This window comes from Mediterranea sp. ET5, from assembly GCF_023337025.1.
Lineage (GTDB): Bacteria > Bacteroidota > Bacteroidia > Bacteroidales > Bacteroidaceae > Phocaeicola_A.
The window spans coordinates 26,626-48,083 of the sequence record NZ_JAMBLN010000015.1; the positions used below are offsets into that span (position 1 = coordinate 26,626).

The 21,458-nt window shown below is 54.7% G+C and carries 16 protein-coding genes; 9 read left to right on the forward strand and 7 right to left on the reverse strand.

Annotated features, from left to right (window positions below; translation table 11 throughout):
* The first annotated feature begins 2 nt into the window (after positions 1–2).
* Positions 3–569, forward strand: coding sequence for an RsmD family RNA methyltransferase (locus tag M3087_RS09810; RefSeq protein WP_106485135.1), 567 nt, complete (start codon positions 3–5; stop codon positions 567–569).
* Here the strand turns inward: M3087_RS09810 and cls are convergent.
* Both cls and M3087_RS09820 read right to left on the reverse strand, forming a co-directional pair.
* Positions 529–1,965, reverse strand: coding sequence for a cardiolipin synthase (cls, locus tag M3087_RS09815; protein ID WP_249095379.1), 1,437 nt, complete (start codon positions 1,963–1,965; stop codon positions 529–531). The genes M3087_RS09810 and cls overlap by 41 nt on opposite strands.
* Positions 1,966–2,376: 411 nt before the next feature.
* On the reverse strand, positions 2,377–5,244 hold the full coding sequence (locus M3087_RS09820; protein WP_249095380.1) for a TonB-dependent receptor: 2,868 nt from the start codon (positions 5,242–5,244) through the stop codon (positions 2,377–2,379).
* A 247-nt stretch (positions 5,245–5,491) separates the two neighbouring features.
* On the opposite strand from M3087_RS09820, the gene aroB reads away from it, so the two are divergent.
* Positions 5,492–6,547 (forward strand): 3-dehydroquinate synthase, encoded by a 1,056-nt coding sequence (gene aroB, locus M3087_RS09825; RefSeq protein ID WP_022385866.1) that lies wholly within the window; start codon positions 5,492–5,494, stop codon positions 6,545–6,547.
* Positions 6,548–6,689: 142 nt separating this feature from the next.
* Here the strand turns inward: aroB and M3087_RS09830 are convergent, their stop codons facing one another.
* Positions 6,690–7,730, reverse strand: a complete 1,041-nt coding sequence (locus tag M3087_RS09830) for a DUF2027 domain-containing protein (RefSeq protein WP_249095384.1) — start codon at positions 7,728–7,730, stop codon at positions 6,690–6,692.
* 855 nt (positions 7,731–8,585) lie between these two features.
* Here M3087_RS09830 and M3087_RS09835 point away from each other — a divergent pair.
* From M3087_RS09835 to hutH, 7 genes are all read left to right on the forward strand, one after another.
* On the forward strand, positions 8,586–9,143 hold the full coding sequence (locus tag M3087_RS09835; RefSeq protein ID WP_249095386.1) for a sugar O-acetyltransferase: 558 nt from the start codon (positions 8,586–8,588) through the stop codon (positions 9,141–9,143).
* Positions 9,144–9,292: 149 nt separating this feature from the next.
* Positions 9,293–10,513, forward strand: a complete 1,221-nt coding sequence (locus tag M3087_RS09840; protein WP_249095387.1) for an S-adenosylmethionine:tRNA ribosyltransferase-isomerase — start codon at positions 9,293–9,295, stop codon at positions 10,511–10,513.
* Positions 10,514–10,624: 111 nt separating this feature from the next.
* Positions 10,625–12,622, forward strand: a complete 1,998-nt coding sequence (locus tag M3087_RS09845; protein ID WP_249095389.1) for a urocanate hydratase — start codon at positions 10,625–10,627, stop codon at positions 12,620–12,622.
* Positions 12,623–12,743: 121 nt separating this feature from the next.
* Positions 12,744–13,643 carry a glutamate formimidoyltransferase gene (gene ftcD / locus M3087_RS09850; RefSeq protein WP_022385861.1) on the forward strand — a complete coding sequence of 300 codons (900 nt, stop codon included), beginning with the start codon at positions 12,744–12,746 and terminating at the stop codon, positions 13,641–13,643.
* A gap of 3 nt (positions 13,644–13,646) precedes the next feature.
* Positions 13,647–14,891: an imidazolonepropionase gene (hutI, locus tag M3087_RS09855; RefSeq protein ID WP_022385860.1), complete on the forward strand. Its 1,245-nt coding sequence runs from the start codon at positions 13,647–13,649 to the stop codon at positions 14,889–14,891.
* 36 nt (positions 14,892–14,927) lie between these two features.
* Entirely contained in the window at positions 14,928–15,557 is a 630-nt protein-coding gene (locus M3087_RS09860; RefSeq protein WP_022385859.1) for a cyclodeaminase/cyclohydrolase family protein, read from the forward strand.
* Positions 15,554–17,056, forward strand: coding sequence for a histidine ammonia-lyase (gene hutH, locus M3087_RS09865; protein ID WP_022385858.1), 1,503 nt, complete (start codon positions 15,554–15,556; stop codon positions 17,054–17,056). Before M3087_RS09860 ends, hutH begins: the two co-directional genes overlap by 4 nt.
* Positions 17,057–17,152: 96 nt before the next feature.
* On the opposite strand, the gene M3087_RS09870 is transcribed toward hutH, so the two are convergent.
* From M3087_RS09870 to M3087_RS09885, 4 genes are all read right to left on the reverse strand, one after another.
* Positions 17,153–17,698, reverse strand: a complete 546-nt coding sequence (locus tag M3087_RS09870; protein WP_249095391.1) for a 7-carboxy-7-deazaguanine synthase QueE — start codon at positions 17,696–17,698, stop codon at positions 17,153–17,155.
* On the reverse strand, positions 17,685–18,017 hold the full coding sequence (gene queD / locus M3087_RS09875; protein WP_022385856.1) for a 6-carboxytetrahydropterin synthase QueD: 333 nt from the start codon (positions 18,015–18,017) through the stop codon (positions 17,685–17,687). The genes M3087_RS09870 and queD overlap by 14 nt, the downstream gene beginning before the upstream one ends.
* Before the next feature lie 189 nt (positions 18,018–18,206).
* Positions 18,207–19,547 carry a TlpA family protein disulfide reductase gene (locus tag M3087_RS09880; protein WP_249095393.1) on the reverse strand — a complete coding sequence of 447 codons (1,341 nt, stop codon included), beginning with the start codon at positions 19,545–19,547 and terminating at the stop codon, positions 18,207–18,209.
* 113 nt (positions 19,548–19,660) lie between these two features.
* Positions 19,661–21,331, reverse strand: coding sequence for a formate--tetrahydrofolate ligase (locus M3087_RS09885; protein WP_106485144.1), 1,671 nt, complete (start codon positions 21,329–21,331; stop codon positions 19,661–19,663).
* Positions 21,332–21,458 lie beyond the last annotated feature (127 nt).

Below are 21,458 nucleotides of genomic sequence, written 5' to 3' on the forward strand. Positions count from 1 at the left end.
GTATGAGAGTCATCAGTGGAATCTATAAACGCCGTCGCTTCGACGTGCCCCACAGCTTCAAGGCACGCCCGACAACCGACTTTGCCAAGGAGAATCTGTTTAACGTACTGACCAACTACCTCGATTTCGAGGACGGGGTGTCCGCCTTGGACCTGTTCTCAGGAACGGGGAGCATCAGCATCGAGCTGGTGTCGCGGGGTTGCGACAAGGTGATTTCGGTAGAGAAAGACCCGCAGCACCATGCGTTCATCTGCCAGGTAATGAAAGAGGTAAAGACCGACAAGTGCATCCCCATCCGCGGCGATGTGTTCCGCTTCATCGAGCGTTGCCACGAACAGTTCGACTTCATCTTTGCCGACCCGCCCTATGCCTTGCCGAACCTGGAAGAGATTCCGTCGCTCATCTTCAAGCACGGACTGCTGAAGGAGGATGGCATCTTCGTCCTCGAACATGGCAAGGACAACCACTTCGAGGATGACCCGCACTTCATGGAGCACCGCCACTACGGCAGTGTGAACTTCACGCTGTTCAGAGCAACGGCGACAACAGACGAACCACCGACTCTTTGAACTTCTCGCTGAACGGACGCTCCCGCCACTCCTTCAGGCGGACCATCCGGCACGAGCGCTGGTCGTTCAGGAAAAGCATCCTTGCCTCCAGTGCCGTCAGTTCGTCATAGACAAAGGCATTGATTTCAAAGTTGTGCTCAAAGCTGCGGAAGTCCATGTTGGTCGAGCCTACGGTGACCAGGCGGTCGTCGGAGACCATCAGCTTGGAGTGCAGGAAGCCCTTCCGATAGAGATAGACCTTCACGCCTGCCTTCAGCACATCCAATACATAGGACATCGACCCCAGGTGGGTGAGCAGGCTGTCGGAACGTTCGGGCAGCATGATGCGGACGTCCACCCCCGCCAGGGCTGCCGTCTGCAAAGCGGACAAGACCGGCTCGGTGGGCATGAAATAGGGAGTCTGAATGTAGAAGTAGCGGCGTGCTCCCGTAATGGCAAGCACCAGTCCCTGCATGATGGCACGCCACTCGCCCACCGGCTCCGACGTGACCGTCTGCATCAGGGCGGTCCCTGTCCCTTCAACCGACGGATAATATTTGGATGCCGTCAGCAGGGAGCTGTCCACGAAGAACCAGTCCATCAGGAAGTTGCTCTGCAGTCCATAGACTGCCGGACCGGTCACCTTCAGGTGCGTGTCCCGCCATACGCCGAAGCTGACGCCCTTCAGGTAACGCTCGGCAATGTTCATGCCGCCAATGAACCCCACCCTGCCGTCGATGACAGCCACCTTCCGGTGGTTGCGGTAGTTCACCTTGCTGGTGAACAGCGGGAAGCGGACCTTCAGGAAGCCCTTCACCTCGATACCCTCGCTGCGCATCCAGTCATAGAAGGCATTGGGCACCTTCCAGCAACCCACATCGTCGTAGAGCAGACGCACCTCCACCCCCTTCTTCACCTTATCCACCAACAAGTCGCGTACCAGACGCCCCACGGCATCATCCTCGAAGATATAGAACTCCAGATGGATGTGGTGGCGGGCTCTGGCAATCTCCTGCATGAGCGATTGCAACATGGAGTACCCGTCCGGATAAAGCTCCGTGCTGTTGCCTTCAAAGGGAAGGGCCTTGTTGAGCGAGTGGAAGAAATTGATGAGCGAAGCGTATTCCTGCGGTGCCTGAAAGGAACTTTGCTCCACGTACGCCTGCAACGACTTGCGACTGATGCGGCTGGCAGCCTTCCGGCTGATGAGGTGCTCGCGCCGCGTGTTGCGTCCGAAGAAGAAATAGAGCACCAGCCCGACGACCGGGAGGAAAAGCAAGACAACGACCCACGACATGGCACGCACAGGGTTCCGGTTGTCGAGCACGACAACCAGCACCGTACTGACAACCAGCACCAGATAGGCGAGTCCCAGCACAGCCAAGAACACTTCATGCATCATTACATCCCAAACCATAGGGCACGTTGCTTAGATAAGTTTGTACAAAATTAATCCGAAATGCAGACGTAACCAAGCAGAATCGTCTGATTGTTGTGCACGCAAGGTGCGTTTTTATCTACTACAGGCCGGGGATAGACGTTACTTAACCGCCACTTGAACGGACCAAAGTATAATACTTAGCCTGCCAAAGTATAATACTTAGGGTGCCTAAGTATAATACTTTGGTCTGTATAAGCCCGGCTTGGTTCGTATCTATCCCTGCCTGGGGAGAGGACAAGCCACGCCTTCTTCCGGTAGCATCCCCGGACCGAGGCTCAGACGGACGCCCCATAGCCGTCCGAAAACAAAACGATGCGGACTACACGGCGGCCCATTGGCCTGTCAGTGTAGTCCGCATCGCTTCAGAGGAGCAGCATGCCTGCAGCATCAGAATCTCCGGGGTCTGCCAAAGCCGCCGCCACCGGGAGGACGATGTCCGCCGGGACCAAAGCCCCCGAATCCGCCCTCATCGCGACCCGCCTGCTTGCCTCCGAAGAGGTTCAGACGGTAGATGAAGTGCAGCATGCAATAGCTGTTGATGGCATTGGTCTCCGAGTCCCGACGCATGAAGGCGGTAATGTTACGGCTCACGTTACTCTGGTTGCGGAGGATATCAAAGACCTGGAAGGTGATGGTAGCGGCATTGCCCTTGAGGAAGCTCTGCGAAAGCTGTGCATTCCAGATCAGTTCGTCGGTATTCATGCTGGCGCTGCTGTAACCCCGACGGCTGCTGTTGGATATATTGGTGCTCAGCTCCATGTTCCAGGGGAAACGCACGGTCGCCTCACCGCCGTAGGAGAAGTCATAGGTATTCATGTTGTTGCTTTCCTGCAACTTGTTCTTCACGTCACTGTAGCGGATGGTTCCGTTCAGCGAGAAGTCATACCAGTCTGAACGGTAGTTGAAGCGCAGGGCCTCCATCAGGCTCAGGTTGTTCGTCACGTTCTTCATCGACTCGTCGTTCTGGAACAAATAGGAAGGCTGATTGGAGTAGCTTCCGCGCGTGAAGGTATTGATGGTGAACTTCTGGTTCTTCAGGGCGGTACTCAGCATGAACATGGCTGATGCATTCCAGTCGCCGTTGATGTTCTCGGGTCTCGTGGTGCGCACACCGGTTTCTGCGTCATAGCTCATCCGCGAACTGATGGAGTTGAGCGTGTTGGTATAGTCCAGACGCGCCATCATGTGGCGTTGCTTGTCGGGATTGAAGGTGCTGAACTCCGAGCTGATGCGGTTGTTGTACGACGGTTTCAGACCGGGGTTACCACGGGTGATGTTCAGCGGGTCGGAGTCATCCACCACATCGAGCAGGTCGGTCATGCTCGGCTGGGAGGTGGAACCGCGGTAGTCCAGACGGAGCTGGGTCTGCTTGGAGAAGCGGTAACGGAAACGGATGTTCGGCGAGAAGTTCTGCACGTGGCGTACGACTGCCGTATCGAGTCCCTGGTACTTGTAGGACATCTCCGACTTCTGGGGCACGAAGTTCAAACCCACATTCAGGCGGAGCTTCTCCCGGGTCACACGCAGGCTGATGGCTGCCGTATGGATGAAGTTGCGGTATTCGGCAAACTGGCTCTGCTCGTCGTCACGCGTCAGGTTGTCGGGGTTGTCGAAGTCCACCGGCAGCTCGAAGCTGTCGAAAGGAATGCCGCCAATGTCATAGGTCGCACGGTCGCTCTTCGAGTAGCGATACTGGTATCTGTAACGGAACTGGAGCCAGCCGCCCTTGAAGATGGGTTCGCTGTAGAGGGCTTCCGCCGAGTAGTTCCAGTTCTTGGTCGGGGTGACGGAATAGCGGTTGATGGCTTCGGGGTCCTGCGGATTCAGGAAGTACTCGATGCGCGACAGGGACACCGACTCGCTGTCTCCGTCCGTGTAGCCCGCCGAACCGCGCAGCGTGATGTTGCGTCCGTCATTGCTCAGCCGACGGTTCACCTGCAGGTTCAGATTGGCATCGGTCGAGTTGCCGTTGCTGGTCGACCACCGGCGGTTGCTGTTTACCAGAATGTCCGACAGGGCACTCTCCGCCATCTGCTCCAGCGGGTCGGTGATGCCGTCACGATAGGGGTCATCGTTAAAGGTAGCCGACGTATTGTTGGAGTTGCTGTCGTCTTTGCCATAGGAGAAACGCGGACGGATGATGATGTTGGTCAGCGTGTCCGGCTTCCATTCGAACTTGAAGTCCGTATCGAAATCGTTCGAGGTGCTCAGGCTCAGGCTGCGGGCATTCTCAAAGGAGCTGGACGCATCGAGGAAGGTCTCGCTGCTGGTCTTGCTCTGGTTGTCGTTCTTGTTGTAACCGAAGCGGGCGTTACCCTCAATCTCCAGTTTCTCGGTCTCATTGGTGTAGTTCACACCAAAGTCCTTGCGCGTGCGCAATCCCCGGTTGCCACGTCCCCTTCCGCTGATGCCGCGGTCGTCCACGTTGTTCAGACCTCCCATCACGGTGAGCTTCTGCACATCGTCAAAGCGGTTGACCATTCCCTTCAGCGAATAACGGCTCTTGGTACCTCCGGCAGCATCGACATTGGAGAACATGCCGTGCTTCATCTCCTTCTTCACCGAGAGGTCGAGCACCGTCTCCTCTTCCCCGTCATCGATGCCGGTGATGCGTGCCAGGTCGGACTGACGTTCGTAGGTCTTCAGCTTCTCGACCATCTCCACGGGGATGTTCTTCATCGCCATATCCTGGTCGTCGCCAAAGAATTCCTTTCCGTCAATCAATATCTTTGAAATGCTCTTGCCGTTGATGGTGATTTTTCCTTCATCGTCCACTTCGGCACCCGGCAGCTTCTTCACCAGCTCTTCGAGGGCAGAGCCTTCCGCCACCTTGTAAGCCGCAGAATTGAACACGACGGTGTCTTCCGACATCTGTACCGGAGCCACGTGTCCCACGACAACCGCCTCCTGCATCATGATGGCGTCTGCCGAAAGGGAGATTCTGCCGACGTCGTGTTTCGGACGGTTGGCTGCCAGCTGAAGGTTCTTGAACTGGGATTGATAACCGATGAACGACACCTTCAACAGGTACTTGCCGGCTTTCACAGCAGGCAGCTGGAAGCGTCCGTTCATCTGGGTGACTCCTCCGTTGACAAATGAACTGTCTTTTGCCGAAAGCAGCTGGACAGTGGCCTGCCCCATTGCTTCATTCAAATCGGCGTCCCATACCAGGCCTGATACGGTCACTTTTCCGCCCTGGGCATACAGGAGCAAGCTCATCCAGGACAGGCATAAGAATAACAAACTCTTTTTCATATATTACGTTTACCACTGTTACGTTTTCTCCGTTTGACCTTTCGTGTGTGGAAAAGTTCAACGATTAAAGTTTTTTTTTGCAGATATTTTCCAGATTAAGGCTCACAAATATACAGCTAACAGCACGCTTTTGTCCGTCTTTGTCCGTTAAAAAACTATACAATCCCCGATATTCCGGGCGGACGGACACGCGTCAAGCACAAGAAAGGTTATCTTTGCGGGCAAATCCTAACGAAACGAGAGAAACATGAGCAAACAAGAAGTTATCATCTCCAGGCAGCTGGACGAGAGCCTCAGCCTCGCCGTCAGCCAATGTCCCCACGACAAACGATTCATCCTGACCGACACACATACCCGGCAGCTGTGCCTGCCGCTCATCGACCGGCTTCCCTGCCTGGAAGGCAGCGAAATCATCACCATCGGCGCCGGAGACGAACACAAGACCCTCGACTCACTGGCAGCGGTATGGAACGAACTGAGCAACCGGGGAGGTTCCCGCCACTCCTTGCTGCTCAATCTGGGAGGTGGCATGGTGACCGACCTGGGGGGATTCGCCGCATCGACTTTCAAGCGGGGCATTACCTATATTAATCTGCCGACGACCCTCCTGGCGATGGTGGATGCTGCCGTCGGCGGAAAGACCGGCATCAACTTCAACGGACTGAAGAACGAGGTGGGTGTGTTCAATCCCGCACGTTTCGTTCTGCTCGACACCGGATTCCTGCGCTCGCTCGACGATGCGAACCTGCGCTCAGGCTATGCCGAGATGCTGAAACACGGACTTATCAGTACCGAGGAGCACTGGGCGGAACTGCTCAATTTCGACCTGGAACATCCCGACTACCAACTGTTGCAGGACCTCGTCGCCCGGTCCGTTGCCATCAAGGAACACATCGTGGAACAGGACCCCTATGAGAAAGGCATCCGCAAGGCCCTCAACCTGGGACACACCGTCGGACATGCCTTCGAGAGCCTTGCGCTGGAAGAGGGGCATCCCCGTCTGCATGGCTATGCCGTGGCATGGGGCATGGTGTGCGAACTGTACCTCTCGACCCTGCGTACGGGATTCCCGAAAGACAAGCTGCGGCAAACCGTGCAGTTCATCAAGGAGACGTACGGCACCTTCGCCTTCGACTGCAAGCAGTACGACCGCCTCTATGCCTTCATGACCCACGACAAGAAGAACGAAGGCGGACACATCAACTTCACCCTGCTGGGGGATGTGGGCGACCTGCGCATCAACCAGACTGCCGGTAAAGAAGAGATTTTCGAGATGCTCGACTTCTACCGGGAAGCCATGTGACCGTCCGCCCCTCCCGGCACATCACCGCATACAAAAGGCACAAAGATGCAGAAGGACTGACTGTTTCTCCTGCATCTTTGTGCCTTTTATGTATCAACGGACGGCAAACGGAACTTCTGCCCGCTTTGGTCCGGTTTGCGGTTTAACGGATGGTGACCATGGTGGCGCCGAAACCGTATTCACGGAAGGAAGCGTCCTGGTACGGATAGTCGCGGTATTTCGACTTCAGTTCCTTCAGGATGGCGTTGCGCAGCACCCCTTCCCCCTTGCCGTGGATGAAGACAATCTTCTGTCCCTTCCGGTCCTTATACTCGTCCAACGTCTTGCGGAACACGCCCAGCTGGTATTCGAGCATTTCGCCGTTGGTCATGTTGGTGGTGTCGTCGAGCAGTTCATGGATGTGCAGGTCCACCTCCACCAGGTCGTTCTTGCGTTGCGGTTTCTCGATAGGCTGCGACTTCGAACGTTCGGGCGTCTTCTTCTGCAACAGCGCTTCCTTCAGCGTATCGGCGTCGGCGAAATACTGGCAGACGGGTTCATCGTCCTTCACCAGGTCATACATCAGCGACGGCTCCTCAAAATAGATGGACGGACGGAAGGTGTGCAGCTTGTAGAACTTCACGGTGTCCACGCGCAGCTCCACGCTCACGGCAGGTTTCAGCTGGAAGCTCTTGTCCTCCTTGTAAGCGACGAACTGCACCGCCACATGCTCCAGTTCATTGAGCACCTCCTTGCCGAACTCCTCCAGGAAGAGCTTCGTATTCGGTTCGATGACGCCTTGGGAACGTACCCGCCAGCTCTTGCCTTCCGCACTCAGGTAGGTATAATAAAGGTAATAGTTGCTGTCGTTCACCAGGTAGGCGTCAAAGCCGGTAGCCGAAATCGCCTTCACGTCCTGCGGGACGTATGCCAGCATCACATTGAGCCGTTCGCCCTCCTTGGTCTCTGCCGGACGATAAGTAATCTCCGGCTCCCGTTCCTCCTGCTTAGGCGGTTCGGGTTGTGCCTGCGGCTTGCGCTTGATGTTATAGTCATCGGTATCAATGACCACGCACTCACGGATGAGCATGGGGATGTCGAAACCGTCGGCATCTTCCACCATCACCGTGTCTTTACCCTGGAATCCTTTCACGATGCCGCCTCCCACTTCACTCAGGAAACGGACTTTATCTCCAATCTTCATCTTTGTATCTGCTTTTGATGTTTTCAGGTTGCAAATATCGCGATATTTCTTGAGCAGACAGCCGCTTGCCCTTGGGAAAATGCAAGTTTCTTCCCGGACTGAAGGGCTGCCCGTCCCGTCGCCCTGCCTTTCCACTGACCGGACATCCCCACTCCAGGGGCTTTTGACATTTTGTCAAACGAAGGCCTCCACAGAGCGCGTCCTCGCACCAAAATACAATTTGATGGATTCCGAGGCCCTTCTCAAACGATTCGCAAAATACACATTGTTGCAGATGGAGGAGGAATGCTTTCCTTCTGCACTGTTGAAAACCTTCAACTCTTCATCGCGGATACCCGGTGTCCGGTATACCGTCCTTTCTGAAACCTTCCGATTTGTTGACACGGTAGTTCTTCTGGAGAGTGAAACTCACTTCTTTTTACTTCCATTTTCCAAAGATTTGACTTCCGGGCGCGAAACAATGGTGTTTGGGAGGTGAAACTATATTGTTTGACGCCTCAAACTATATTGTTTGGCTCGCGAAACAATATTGTTCCGGGCACGTTTTGTCTGTTTTTCGAAAACAAAATGTATAGTTTTCTAAAATGAAGGGTATTATTCGGTCGTTTCGTTTGCAATCATTCACGTTTCATCTCCAGATTATCGGATTTTCGAAAAGTGTGAGTTAGTTTAAAACGGCAAATCCGTAACCAACGGAAGCTGACGAGGCCGTTCCGGCTTCAAAATGTCAACCGCCGTTCGTCCGTCAGCTGACAAACCGGACGGATGCGGAACTTCCCTCATCAACACAGGCAAAAACCTCCCGGCTCTGCGGAGAAATGGTTATCTTTGCCCCACAACCATCTGCACAGTCCTATGAAAACAGAATTTGAGAAAATGCGTAGCGAGGAGCTTTATGACTTCTCCGACCCGGAAATCACCCGGAGCCTGGTTCACGCCAAGGAGACGTGTGCCCGTCTGCAAACCATGACCATCTACAGCCCCGACTACCGGGAAGTAATCGAAGACCTTATCCCCGGCTTTCCGCAGAGCGCCACCATCTGCCCGCCCTTCCACTGCGACCACGGACACGGCATCGTGGCGGGCGAGGGAGTCTTCGTCAACTACAACTGCACGTTTCTCGACGGTGCGCTGATACGCATCGGACGGAACACCCTCATCGGGCCTCACTGCCAGCTCTACACCCCCCAGCATCCCATGGATTACGTTCCCCGTCGGAAACAACAGGAGACAGCCTACCCCATCACCATCGGCGACGACTGCTGGCTGGGCGGAGGAGTCATCGTCTGCCCCGGTGTGACCATCGGGAACCGCTGCATCATTGCCGCCGGCAGTGTGGTGACACGGGATATCCCCGACGATTCGTTGGCAGCAGGCAATCCCGCCGTGGTGAAACGTCGGCTGAACGGGTAGCGGAAGGCAGAGGGCTCTTTCATTCTTCATGGAAAACCCTTACCTTTGCATCCGCTAAAAAACAGGAAGCGTGCCGACCGGCACGTCCGTCCCTCCCGCATCCCGACCGGAGCACGCCGGCACCGCTTCCGCCAATTCCAACAAACGACATGGAAGAAACCAAACACATCCGTATTGAAGATTTCGACTATCCCCTGCCCGACGAACGCATCGCCAAATTTCCGCTGCCGGTGCGCGACCAGTCAAAGCTCCTGGTCTACCGCCACGGTGAAGTGAGCGAAGACCGTTTCACCTCCCTTCCGGAGTACATCCCGACGGGCAGCCTGATGATATTCAACAACACCAAGGTAATTCAGGCACGCCTGCACTTCCGCAAGGAGACCGGCGCCCTCATCGAGGTGTTCTGCCTCGAACCCATCGCCCCCAATGACTACGTGCTGTCCTTCCAGCAGACCCACCGGTGCAGCTGGCTCTGCATGATAGGCAACCTGAAGAAATGGAAGGAAGGCACGCTCGTCCGCGAGGTGGAAGTGAAGGGAATCCCCGTCCGCCTGACCGCCACGCGCGGTGAATGCCGGGGCACCAGCCACTGGGTGGACTTCGAATGGGACAACCCCTCCCTCACGTTTGCCGATGTGCTCGAAGCCGTCGGCGAACTGCCCATCCCGCCCTACCTGAACCGCGAAACCCAGGAGAGCGACAAGGAGACCTACCAGACGGTGTACTCCAAAATCAAAGGCTCCGTGGCTGCTCCCACAGCCGGACTGCACTTCACCGAACGGGTGCTGGACAGCCTCCGCCAGAAGGGCGTCGACCTCGAAGAACTGACCCTGCATGTGGGAGCCGGCACCTTCAAGCCGGTGAAAAGTGAAGAGATTGCCGGGCACGAGATGCACACGGAATACATCTCGGTGAGCCGCACGACCATCGAAAAGCTCATCGCCCACGGCGGAGAAGCGACAGCCGTCGGCACCACTTCAGTCCGTACGCTGGAGAGCCTATATTATATAGGTATACATATCCATGCCAATCCGGATGCCAACGAAGAGGAGCTGCACGTGCATCAGTGGGAGCCCTACGAGACCGACAGCCCCCTGACAACCCTGGAAGCCCTGCAATGCATCCGGGACTACATGGAACGCCATCACCTGGAGGCCCTGCACTCCAGTACGCAGATTATCATCGCCCCGGGCTACCGGTACCGCATCGTCCGCCGGATGGTGACCAACTTCCACCAACCGAAGAGCACCCTGCTGCTGCTTGTATCCGCCTTTGTGGGCGGAGAAAAGTGGCGTACCATCTATGACTTTGCCCTCGGTCACGGCTTCCGTTTCCTGAGCTACGGTGACAGTTCGTTACTCATTCCCTGATTTTAACCTTATTTTTGGGCATAAACGGTGAATTTATGTCCCTAAACATAGTTTTCGATAGCATAATGCTCAAATATTCTCCTTACCTTTGGGGACAAACATTTGAGCATTATGACTATTACACTACCTAACCATCTACCTGAGTATCCCACATTCGTGGAAGGCATACGTCGTGCTCCGGACAGAGGGTACCGCCTCACTCCCGCACAGACCGCCACAGCCTTGAAGAACGCACTTCGCTACATCCCTGAAGAACTGCACGAACAGCTCGCCCCCGAGTTCATGGACGAGCTGTTGACCCGCGGAAAAATCTACGGTTACCGTTTCCGTCCGCAAGGCGACCTCAAAGCCAAACCCATCGACGAATATAAAGGCAACTGCATCGAAGGCAAGGCTTTCCAGGTAATGATTGACAACAACCTGTGTTTCGACATCGCGCTCTATCCCTATGAACTGGTGACCTACGGAGAGACCGGACAAGTCTGCCAGAACTGGATGCAATACCGCCTTATCAAGCAATACCTGGAAATCATGACCAACGAGCAGACGCTCGTGGTGGAAAGCGGGCACCCGCTGGGCCTGTTCAAGTCGAAGCCCGAGGCACCGCGCGTCATCATCACCAACTCCATGATGGTCGGCATGTTCGACAACATCAAGGACTGGGAGATTGCCGCACAGATGGGTGTGGCAAACTACGGACAGATGACTGCCGGCGGATGGATGTACATCGGTCCGCAGGGCATTGTCCACGGTACCTTCAACACCCTGCTCAACGCCGGACGCATGAAGCTGGGCATTCCCCAGGACGGCAACCTCAACGGGCACCTCTTCGTTTCTTCCGGACTGGGAGGCATGAGCGGCGCACAACCGAAAGCCGCCGTCATTGCCGGTGCTGCGGCTATCATTGCCGAAGTGGACGCTTCACGCATCGAGACCCGCTACAAACAGGGGTGGGTGGAACATGTCACCGAAAGCATTCCCGAGGCATTCAGCCTGGCAGCCCAGGCGATGCTCGACCGTCGTCCCTGCTCCATCGCCTACCACGGCAACATCATCGACCTGCTGCAATATGCCGTCGACCACCATATCCACATCGAACTGCTGAGCGACCAGACTTCCTGCCACGCCGTCTACGAAGGCGGATACTGTCCGGCAGGCATCACCTTCGAGGAACGTACGCGCCTGCTGAAGGAAGACCGCGAACGTTTTGAAGTGATGGTCAACGAGTCTCTTCGCCGCCACTTCGGGCTCATCAAGGAGCTGGTGGCACGCGGCACCTACTTCTTCGACTATGGCAACTCCTTCATGAAAGCCATCTATGACGCCGGCGTACAGGAAATATCCAAGAACGGCGTCGACGAGAAAGACGGCTTCATCTGGCCTTCCTATGTGGAGGACATCATGGGTCCCGAACTCTTTGACTATGGCTACGGTCCCTTCCGCTGGGTATGCCTGAGCGGAAAGCATGAAGACCTCATCAAGACCGACCATGCCGCCATGGAATGCATTCCCAAGGAAAGACGCGGACAGGACATGGACAACTGGATCTGGATTCGCGACGCCGAGAAGAACAACCTCGTGGTTGGCACACAGGCACGCATCCTCTACCAGGACGCCGTAGGACGTATGAACATCGCGTTGAAGTTCAACGAAATGGTGCGCCGCGGTGAGGTGGGTCCCATCATGCTGGGACGTGACCACCACGACGTGAGCGGTACCGACTCTCCCTTCCGCGAGACCTCGAACATCAAGGACGGCAGCAATGTCATGGCAGACATGGCCGTACAGTGCTTCGCCGGGAACTGTGCCCGCGGCATGAGCCTCGTCGCCCTGCACAACGGTGGCGGTGTCGGCATCGGCAAAGCCATCAACGGCGGCTTCGGCATGGTGTGCGACGGCAGTGAACGGGTAGACCGGATTCTGCGTTCGTCGATGCTGTGGGATGTCATGGGCGGTGTGGCACGCCGTTCGTGGGCACGCAATCCGCATGCCATGGAGACTTCGGCAGAGTTCAACACCTCGCATGCCGACGGCTACCACATCACCATGCCTCATCTGGCTGAGGATACACTCATTGAAAAGACACTGAAAGACAAAGGAATATTGTAATCCGTAATTTCAAATCTCTCTCAATTCTTCTTTAACCTTATAAACACCCACCGTGAGCTCAAAGCTCCGGACAAAGAGACCTAAGAATACAGGAACTTAAGAACTTAAAACCTAAAATACCATGTGGACAAGAATTATGGAATGCGTGCCCAACTTCAGCGAAGGGCGCGACCTCGAAAAGATAGATAAGATTGTTTCTCCCTTCCGCGCCCGTCAAGGCGTGAAGCTGCTGGACTACAGCAATGACGAAGACCACAACCGTCTGGTGGTCACTGTCGTGGGTGAACCGGAAGCCTTGAAGGAGGCCGTCATCGAAGCCATCGGTGTCGCCGTGAAACTGATTGACCTGAACCATCACCAGGGCCAGCACCCCCGTATGGGAGCAGCCGACGTGGTGCCCTTCATCCCCATCAAGGGATGTACCATGGACGAAGCCATCGCCCTGTCAAAGGAGGTAGGCGCCCGTGTGGCAGAAGCGTACAACCTGCCGGTGTTCCTCTATGAGAAATCGGCTTCAGCTCCCCACCGTGAGAACCTGGCAGCCATCCGCAAAGGTGAATTCGAAGGGATGGCAGAGAAGATACACCAACCCGAATGGAAGCCCGACTTCGGTCCTGCCGAACGTCACCCGACAGCCGGTACCGTTGCCATCGGCGCACGCATGCCGCTCGTTGCCTACAACATCAACCTCGACACCCCGAGCCTGGAAATCGCACACGGCATCGCCAAGAAGGTACGTTTCATCGGCGGTGGCCTGCGTTTCTGCAAAGCCATGGGCGTGGAACTGAAAGAGCGCGGCATCACCCAAGTATCCATGAACCTGACGGACTACAGCAAGACTGCCATCTACCGCGCGCACGAGATGGTGCGTTTCGAGGCACGCCGCTATGGAGTGAACATCGTGGGCAGTGAAATCATCGGACTCGTCCCCATGGAAGCCCTGATTGACACAGCCGCCTACTACCTGGGACTGGAGAACTTCTCCATGCAGCAAGTGCTCGAATCACGCATCATGGAATAAGCTATGAAGAATTCCAACCTCATCATCACCGGTGCACGCATTGTCACTCCGCTGGGACGGACGGCACGCAAGGGAAAGGACATGGACGAGCTCTTCGATGGATACGGAAGCATCGAAATCACCGAAGGGAAGATTACCTACGTCGGTCCCGACCGTCCGCATCTCCCTGAAGGATACCAGGTCATCCATGCAGACGGGAAAGTGGTGTTGCCCGGTTTTGTGGACTCACACACCCACCTCGTCTTCGGCGGATTCCGACCGGACGAATTCATCTGGCGCCTCAACGGAGATACCTACATGAGCATCCTCCAACGGGGCGGAGGTATCCTGAGCACGGTCAAGGCTACCCGTGAAGCGTCTCCCTCCTCACTGCGCAACAAGACGGAGTGGTTCATCCATACGATGAGCCAGATGGGAGTCACCACCGTGGAAGGCAAGAGCGGGTACGGACTCGACCGCGATACCGAACTGAAACAGCTGGAAGTGATGCAGAGCATCAACTTCGACCCTATACGCAAGGTCGACATCGTGCCTACCTTCCTGGGAGCGCATGCCGTCCCCACGGAATACAAGGGACGGGAAGATGACTACATCGACTTCCTCATCCGGGAGATGCTGCCCCTCATCAAGCAACGGATGCTTGCCGAGAACTGCGACATCTTCTGCGAGCGGGGTGTCTTCACCGTGGAGCAGTCCCGCCGGTTGCTCCGCGCCGCACAGGAGATGGGCTTCGGTGTCAAGATACATGCCGACGAGATTGTGAGCTTCGGCGGCTCGGAGCTGGCAGGAGAACTGCATGCCTTGAGTGCCGACCACCTGCTCCATGCGTCAGACGCCGGCATCCGTGCCCTGGCAGACAACGATGTGGTGGCAACCTTGCTGCCCCTCACTGCCTTCACCCTGCGCGAACCCTATGCACGCGGACGGGAAATGATTGACAGCGGATGCGCCGTGGCACTCGCCACCGACCTCAATCCGGGCAGCTGTTGTTCCGGCTCCATCCCCCTGACGTTCGCCCTCGCCTGCATCTACATGCATCTCACCGTGGCAGAAGCCATCACGGCAATGACACTCAACGGTGCAGCAGCCGTCAACCGTGCCGACACCATCGGCAGCATTGAGGTGGGCAAGCAGGGAGACCTCGTCATGCTCGATGCCGACACCCCCAACGTCCTGCCCTACTACACCGGCATGAACGCGGTGGAACGAACCATCAAAGGAGGACGCGTCGTCTCCCACAGAGAATGATTACGATTGATTCATACCCAACAACCTAATACCATTATGTTAGCAGAACTTACACTAAAAGCTTTCATTGATAAAGTCATCAGCAACGATCCCGTACCCGGCGGAGGCAGTGTCTCGGCGCTCAACGGTGCACTGGCAGCTTCGCTTGCCGCCATGGTTGCCAACCTGACCGTCGGACGAAAGAAATACGTCGAAGTGAACGACCTCATGCAGGAACTTGCCGGACGCCTGGAAAAGACAGCCGGCAGACTGCTCGCCGATGTCGACCGTGACTCGGACGCCTACAACCGGGTGTTTGCCGCCTTCAAACTGCCCAAAGAGACGGATGAAGAAAAGGCTGCACGCAGCGAGGCCATCCAACGCGAGACGAAATACGCCGCAGAGGTTCCGATGGAAGTGGCACGTGCCGTCCATGACATCCTGCCGCAAATAGCCACCGTGGCACAACGGGGCAACTCCAATGCCGTAACCGACGCATGTGTGGCAATGATGTGTGCCCGCACGGCTGTGCTGGGAGCATTGCTCAACGTGAAAATCAACCTGTCGTCCATCAAGGACGAAGCCTACGTAAAGGCCATGAGCGAAGAAGCTGCACGCTTGGAAATCGACACGATGGAGCAGGAACGCAACCTACTGTTATACGCCAAAGAACAACACGGATTATGAAACACAAGAACGTCTACCTGATAGGGTCGGAAGACCTCACCTTCGAAATCATCGAACGGATTATCAACGAGAACCTCAAACTGGAGCTTGCTCCCGAAGCCAAGGAACGCATCGAACGGTGTCGTGACTACCTGGACCGGAAAATCGAACAGTCGGAACAACCGCTCTATGGCATCACCACCGGCTTCGGCTCCCTCTGCAACCGCAACATATCCCCGGACGAACTGAGTACACTCCAGGAGAATCTGGTGAAGAGCCATGCCTGCAGCGTGGGTGCGGAAATGCCCCATGTCATCGTCAAACTGATGTTCCTGCTGAAAGCCCATGCACTCTCATTGGGACACAGCGGCGTGCAGCTCATCACCGTACAACGCATCATCGACTTCTTCAACAACGACGTCCTCCCCATCGTCTACGACCGTGGCTCCCTGGGTGCATCGGGCGACCTCGCTCCACTGGCCAACCTCTTCCTGCCGCTCATCGGCGTGGGTGACGTCTACTACAAGGGGAAACGTTGCGAGGCCATCAGTGTGCTCGACGAATTCGGTTGGGAACCGGTGAAGCTGAAGAGCAAAGAAGGACTGGCACTGCTCAACGGCACCCAGTTCATGAGCGCCAACGGTGTGTTTGCCATCCTTAAGGCACGCCGCCTGATGCAGCGCGCAGACCTCATTGCCGCCGTGTCGCTCGAAGCGTTCGACGGACGCATCGACCCCTTCATGGACTGCATCCAACAGATGCGTCCGCATCAGGGACAGATTGAGACAGGTGCTGCCTTCCGCCGCATCCTGGAAGGAAGCGAACTGATCAAGCAGCCCAAGGCACATGTGCAAGACCCGTACTCCTTCCGCTGCATCCCGCAAGTGCACGGGGCAACGAAGGATGCCGTCCGCTATGTATCGTCTGTCCTGCTCACTGAAATCAACTCGGTCACAGACAATCCCACCATCTTCCCCGATGAAGACCTGATCATCTCCGGCGGCAACTTCCACGGACAACCTCTGGCCCTGGCATACGACTACCTCGCCATTGCATTGGCAGAGCTGGGCAATATCTCCGAACGCCGTGTCGCCCAACTCATCATGGGGCTGCGCGGACTGCCGGAATTTCTGGTTGCCAATCCGGGACTCAACTCGGGCTTCATGATTCCGCAATATGCTGCCGCCTCCATGGTCAGCCAGAACAAGATGTATTGCTATGCCGCCAGCAGCGACTCCATCGTGTCGAGCAACGGACAGGAAGACCATGTCAGCATGGGTGCCAATGCCGCCACGAAGCTTTACAAGATCATGGACAACCTCGACCACATCCTTGCCATCGAGCTGATGAACGCCGCCCAAGGTCTGGAGTTCCGACGTCCGCTGAAAAGCTCTCCTGTCATCGAACGTTTCATCGACGAATACCGCAAGGAGGTCCCCTTCATCAAAGAAGATATTGTCATGTACAAGGAAATCCACAAGACAGTGGCCTTCCTGAAACGTTACAAGATGGAACACTAGGCAAATTTTCTCATTGATACCTATGAGCAACCCCGCGCATGCCATTCCCTTCAGGAAGATGGATGTGCGGGGTTTCACATGTATACAACCATTCACTCACTGCACGCCGATGAGCTTGTGCAACTGCAGGCTGAGACGCCAATGAGGATGCTCCAGGATGTAAGACAAGGTCTCCGGAATGTTTGCCCCGGAACAGGGTTGAAGAAAGTAGTGAGAGGCTTTGCCGGTAAAATAACGTTCCACATCTTGTCCGATATAGACAACCTTGATTTCATCGCATGCCTGCAAGACGACCTCCGCCCCTTCTTTGGGAGAACAAGTCACCCAGTCAATCCCCTCCGGCAAGGGACGGGTTCCGTTGGTCTCAATGCTGACATGAAAACCTTCGGCCTGAAGACGGTCGACAAACGTCTGGTCAATCCACAAGGAGGGTTCCCCACCGGTCAGGATGACCCGGCGCGAAGGAAAGGCAGACAGGCGCCCCATGATTTCGTCATCAGTCATCCAGACCCCGTCTTCGTGACGGGTATCACAAAAACTACAATGCAGATTGCAACCGCTGAAACGGAGGAACGCAGAGGGCGTACCGGCATGATAACCTTCCCCTTGGATGCTGTAGAAAATCTCGTTAATCTTTCTCATAAACAGCCACATTACCTTCCGACTCGCGGACTTCGACCTTGAAACAATGCTCCACATGCTCGCAAACCCAACGAGCGATATTCTCAGCTGTCGGGTTGAAAGGCAACACATCGTTGAGATGCTTGTGGTCGAGCCGGTCGTGAATCTGCTGCTTGATATGAGAGAAGTCTACCACCATACCGTCGGCGTTCAACACTTCGGAACGACAATAGACGGTAATAATCCAATTGTGACCGTGAAGATTTTCACACTTGCTGCGGTATGACAGACGCAGTGCATGGGAAGCGGACACTTCCATCCGCTTGATAACAGTGTACATGTTCGTTAGTGGTTAAAGTGAATAATAAGATGCCTGTCGCCTAATGTCACCTCAGCAACGGCAGCGCAAAGATAGAAGTTTCATGCCGGACAGCCAATCTTATGACATGAAAAAAGTGTGCCGACGATTGCCTGTCAATGCGTCAACACACTTTTCTATCAGGAAAATCCTCTTCAGGATATTATCTCATCATTTAGCCAACAGCTCATCAAACAGCTTGGATATGGAAGGCTCGGAAGGACGCGGAGCGTCTGCCTTCACAATCTTGCCTTCACGATCCAACAAAATGAAACGGGGGATTCCGGTAATCATGAACTTATCCATGAAGTCGTCCTTGGGTCCCATAAAGAGCTGGATGCCCTTCATGTCTCCGTCCTTCACCATCTTTTCCCAAGCAGCCTTGTTGCTGTCGCATGACAGACTGACAAAAGCAATATCCTTCCCCGCATACGCTTCTTCCAGCTTCTTCAGGTGGGGCAGCTCGCCACGGCAAGGACCACACCATGTAGCCCATACGTCAATATATACATACTTGCCTTTCAAGTCAGCCAATGAGACAGACTTCCCGTTGATATCCGGACAGGTAAAGGTCGGAGAAGGTTGCCCCGCCTTGACTGCTTCCCATTGGGTGCAGGTCTCGTCGAAACGTTTGGTCAGAGCAGGATCCTTCACATTCTTATGGTAGAAATCAATCAGTGCTTCAGCCCCGTCAACACCGGACCTTGACACCTTATCATAGATGTAGGCATCAGTCACATATTCCAATACCTTCGGTTCCTTCACATGAGCTGTCAGGTAATCCATGAACTGTTGGTCCATATCCCCATTTCCCATACGCAGTACATTGGCATACACCGCGTTGGTAATGAACTCACGGTATTCAGGATAGCTCATCAACGAAGCATCAATCGGCGAAAGCTCCTGCAACTTGGCATAGTATGTATCTGAAGGAGTAAAGTCGGCGACATTATTCAGATACTTGTAGTAGTTCTGATACTGCGGGAGCAAGGCGTAGGAGGCATATTTCAGACGTTCCTGTTCCTGCCGGGTGAAGTTTTCCGGCAATTGTGCCTTGTTCAGTGCATCCATATTCGCCTGATAGACACTGTCCACACTGTGGAGGAATGCATCTTCTGCACGCTTGGCAGCAGTAAAGCTCATCTTGGCAAACTGAGTCGTATTCAAATAGCGGTTCACGGCAGCATTGTCACCGGCAAAATCAACATTCTTGTAAAAGGTCTCTCCATCGAAAGACACCTGCAAGTCCTTATCCGGTTCGAGGAACAGCGTACGCGAAGAGCGCCCGTATTTCATCTGTACATACTGAGGATTGAAACCATTGACCTCAATCACTCCTTCCCCATTGGTCAACGCAACGGTTTTCTCCGTCCCGTCAGCATTCCAGGTCAAGGTCAGCTTAGCGCCTTCCACCGGATTGGTTACCTTAAATGTGTACTTTCCGGCCTGTGCCGAAACAGCCACCGCAAACAAACAAGCCGCACCGGCCCATTTTCTTACATTCTTGTTCATATTCGTACCTTTAACGGATTATATACTCTTGTTTCACTGACGCAAAGGTAAAACAATTATTGACAAATTATCAATGAAGCCCTGCATTCTTTCAGGCATTAAGCATTATTTAGTTAAGACAGCCCTTCAATCTCCCCGTTTACGATGTCAATATGTAAAGCCTGTGGTTCCTTGGGCAATCCGGGCATGCGCAGAATCTCTCCGGCAATTACTACCAGCATCTCCGCACCTCGGTTGAACACAATGTCCTGCACATGAAACTCAAAGTTGTCCACGGCACCGTAGATTTTCGGATCGGTAGAGAACGAATATTGTGTCTTGGCTATGCAAATCGGGAAGTGAGCGAGACCTAATTCAGCAACCTTCTTCAGCTTCTTCCGGGCTGTACCACTGTAAGTAATCATGCTGGCGCCGTACAGTCCGCAAGCGACCTTCGAAATCTTGTCCTCTACACTGTCTTCATTTTCATACGCATAACGCAATGGGCGGGAAGGATTCTCTTCAATAGTCTTCACCACCAGCCGTGCCAGCTCCATGGCTCCTTCTCCCCCTTCGGCAAAAGCATTGTTCACCGCAAATCCTACTCCCAGCTTCTGCTCGCAATGTCTGCGCACATAGTCAATCTCTTCCTCCGTATCGTTGGCATATTTATTGAATGCAACCACGACAGTCTGCCCGAAGGCATGCAGGTTGCGTATGTGCTTGTCCAGGTTGGCAAGTCCGGCCTTGATGCCCTCCAGGCTGGGTTCCTTAATCCTATCCAGGCTGATGCCTCCATGCATCTTCAATCCCTGTGCGGTCGCCACAATCACTGTCAGCTTAGGCTGAAGACCTGCCTTGCGGCACTTGATGTCATAGAACTTTTCAGCACCCAGATCGGCGCCGAAACCAGCTTCCGTAATGGCATACTCACCGTAGGTCAATGCCATCTTGGTTGCCAGGACCGAATTGCAACCATGAGCGATATTTGCAAAAGGACCTCCATGTACAAACGCCGGTGTATGCTCGGTCGTCTGAACCAGATTGGGTTGCAAGGCATCCCGCAGCAAGACGGTAATTGCCCCTGCCACTCCCAGGTCCTTTACCGTAAAAGGCTTACCATCCAAGGTGATTCCCAACAGGATATTTTCGACACGGCGGCGCAAGTCCTCCAGGTCCGTAGCCAGACACAAGATGGCCATAATCTCCGAAGCGGCAGTAATGTCAAAGCCGGATTCCTGCGTAATGCCATTCGTCTTCGGTCCCAGTCCTGTCACGATGTAACGCAGCGAACGGTCATTCACATCCAGGACCCTTTTCCAAAGTACTTCTTTCAATCCAAAACCATTATCCTGATTCTGATAAAGATAGTTATCCAGCAAAGCCGAAATCATGTTATGCGCCGAAGTGATTGCATGAAAGTCACCGGTAAAATGCAGATTGATCTTCTCCATCGGCAGTACCTGTGCGTAACCGCCTCCGGCAGCTCCGCCTTTCATTCCAAAACAAGGACCCAACGAAGGTTCACGCAAGGCGACGATTGCCCGCTTCCCGATCCGGTTCAGTCCCAATGCCAGGCCGATGGAAACGGTCGTCTTTCCAATACCGGCTTTAGTCGGTGTAATGGCTGTGACCAGAATCAGATGATGCTGCTTCACCTTCTCTTCATCTATCGCTGCCGTCGATACCTTGGCGATATGACGTCCATAGTGTTCCACCAGGTCTACAGGCATTCCGTTTTCCCGAGCGACCTCCTTGATTTTCCGAAGCTCAATACTGCGAGCTATTTCAATGTCCGACTTCATGTTTTTCTCTTAAGTTTTTGGTTTAGGCCGCGAATTTACCGAAAAAATGGATTTCCCCAAGCCAAGAAGTATTTTTTCAGCTTTCCTCCATCCGGTAGCCATGCCCAAAAGCCACGCAACAAGGAGG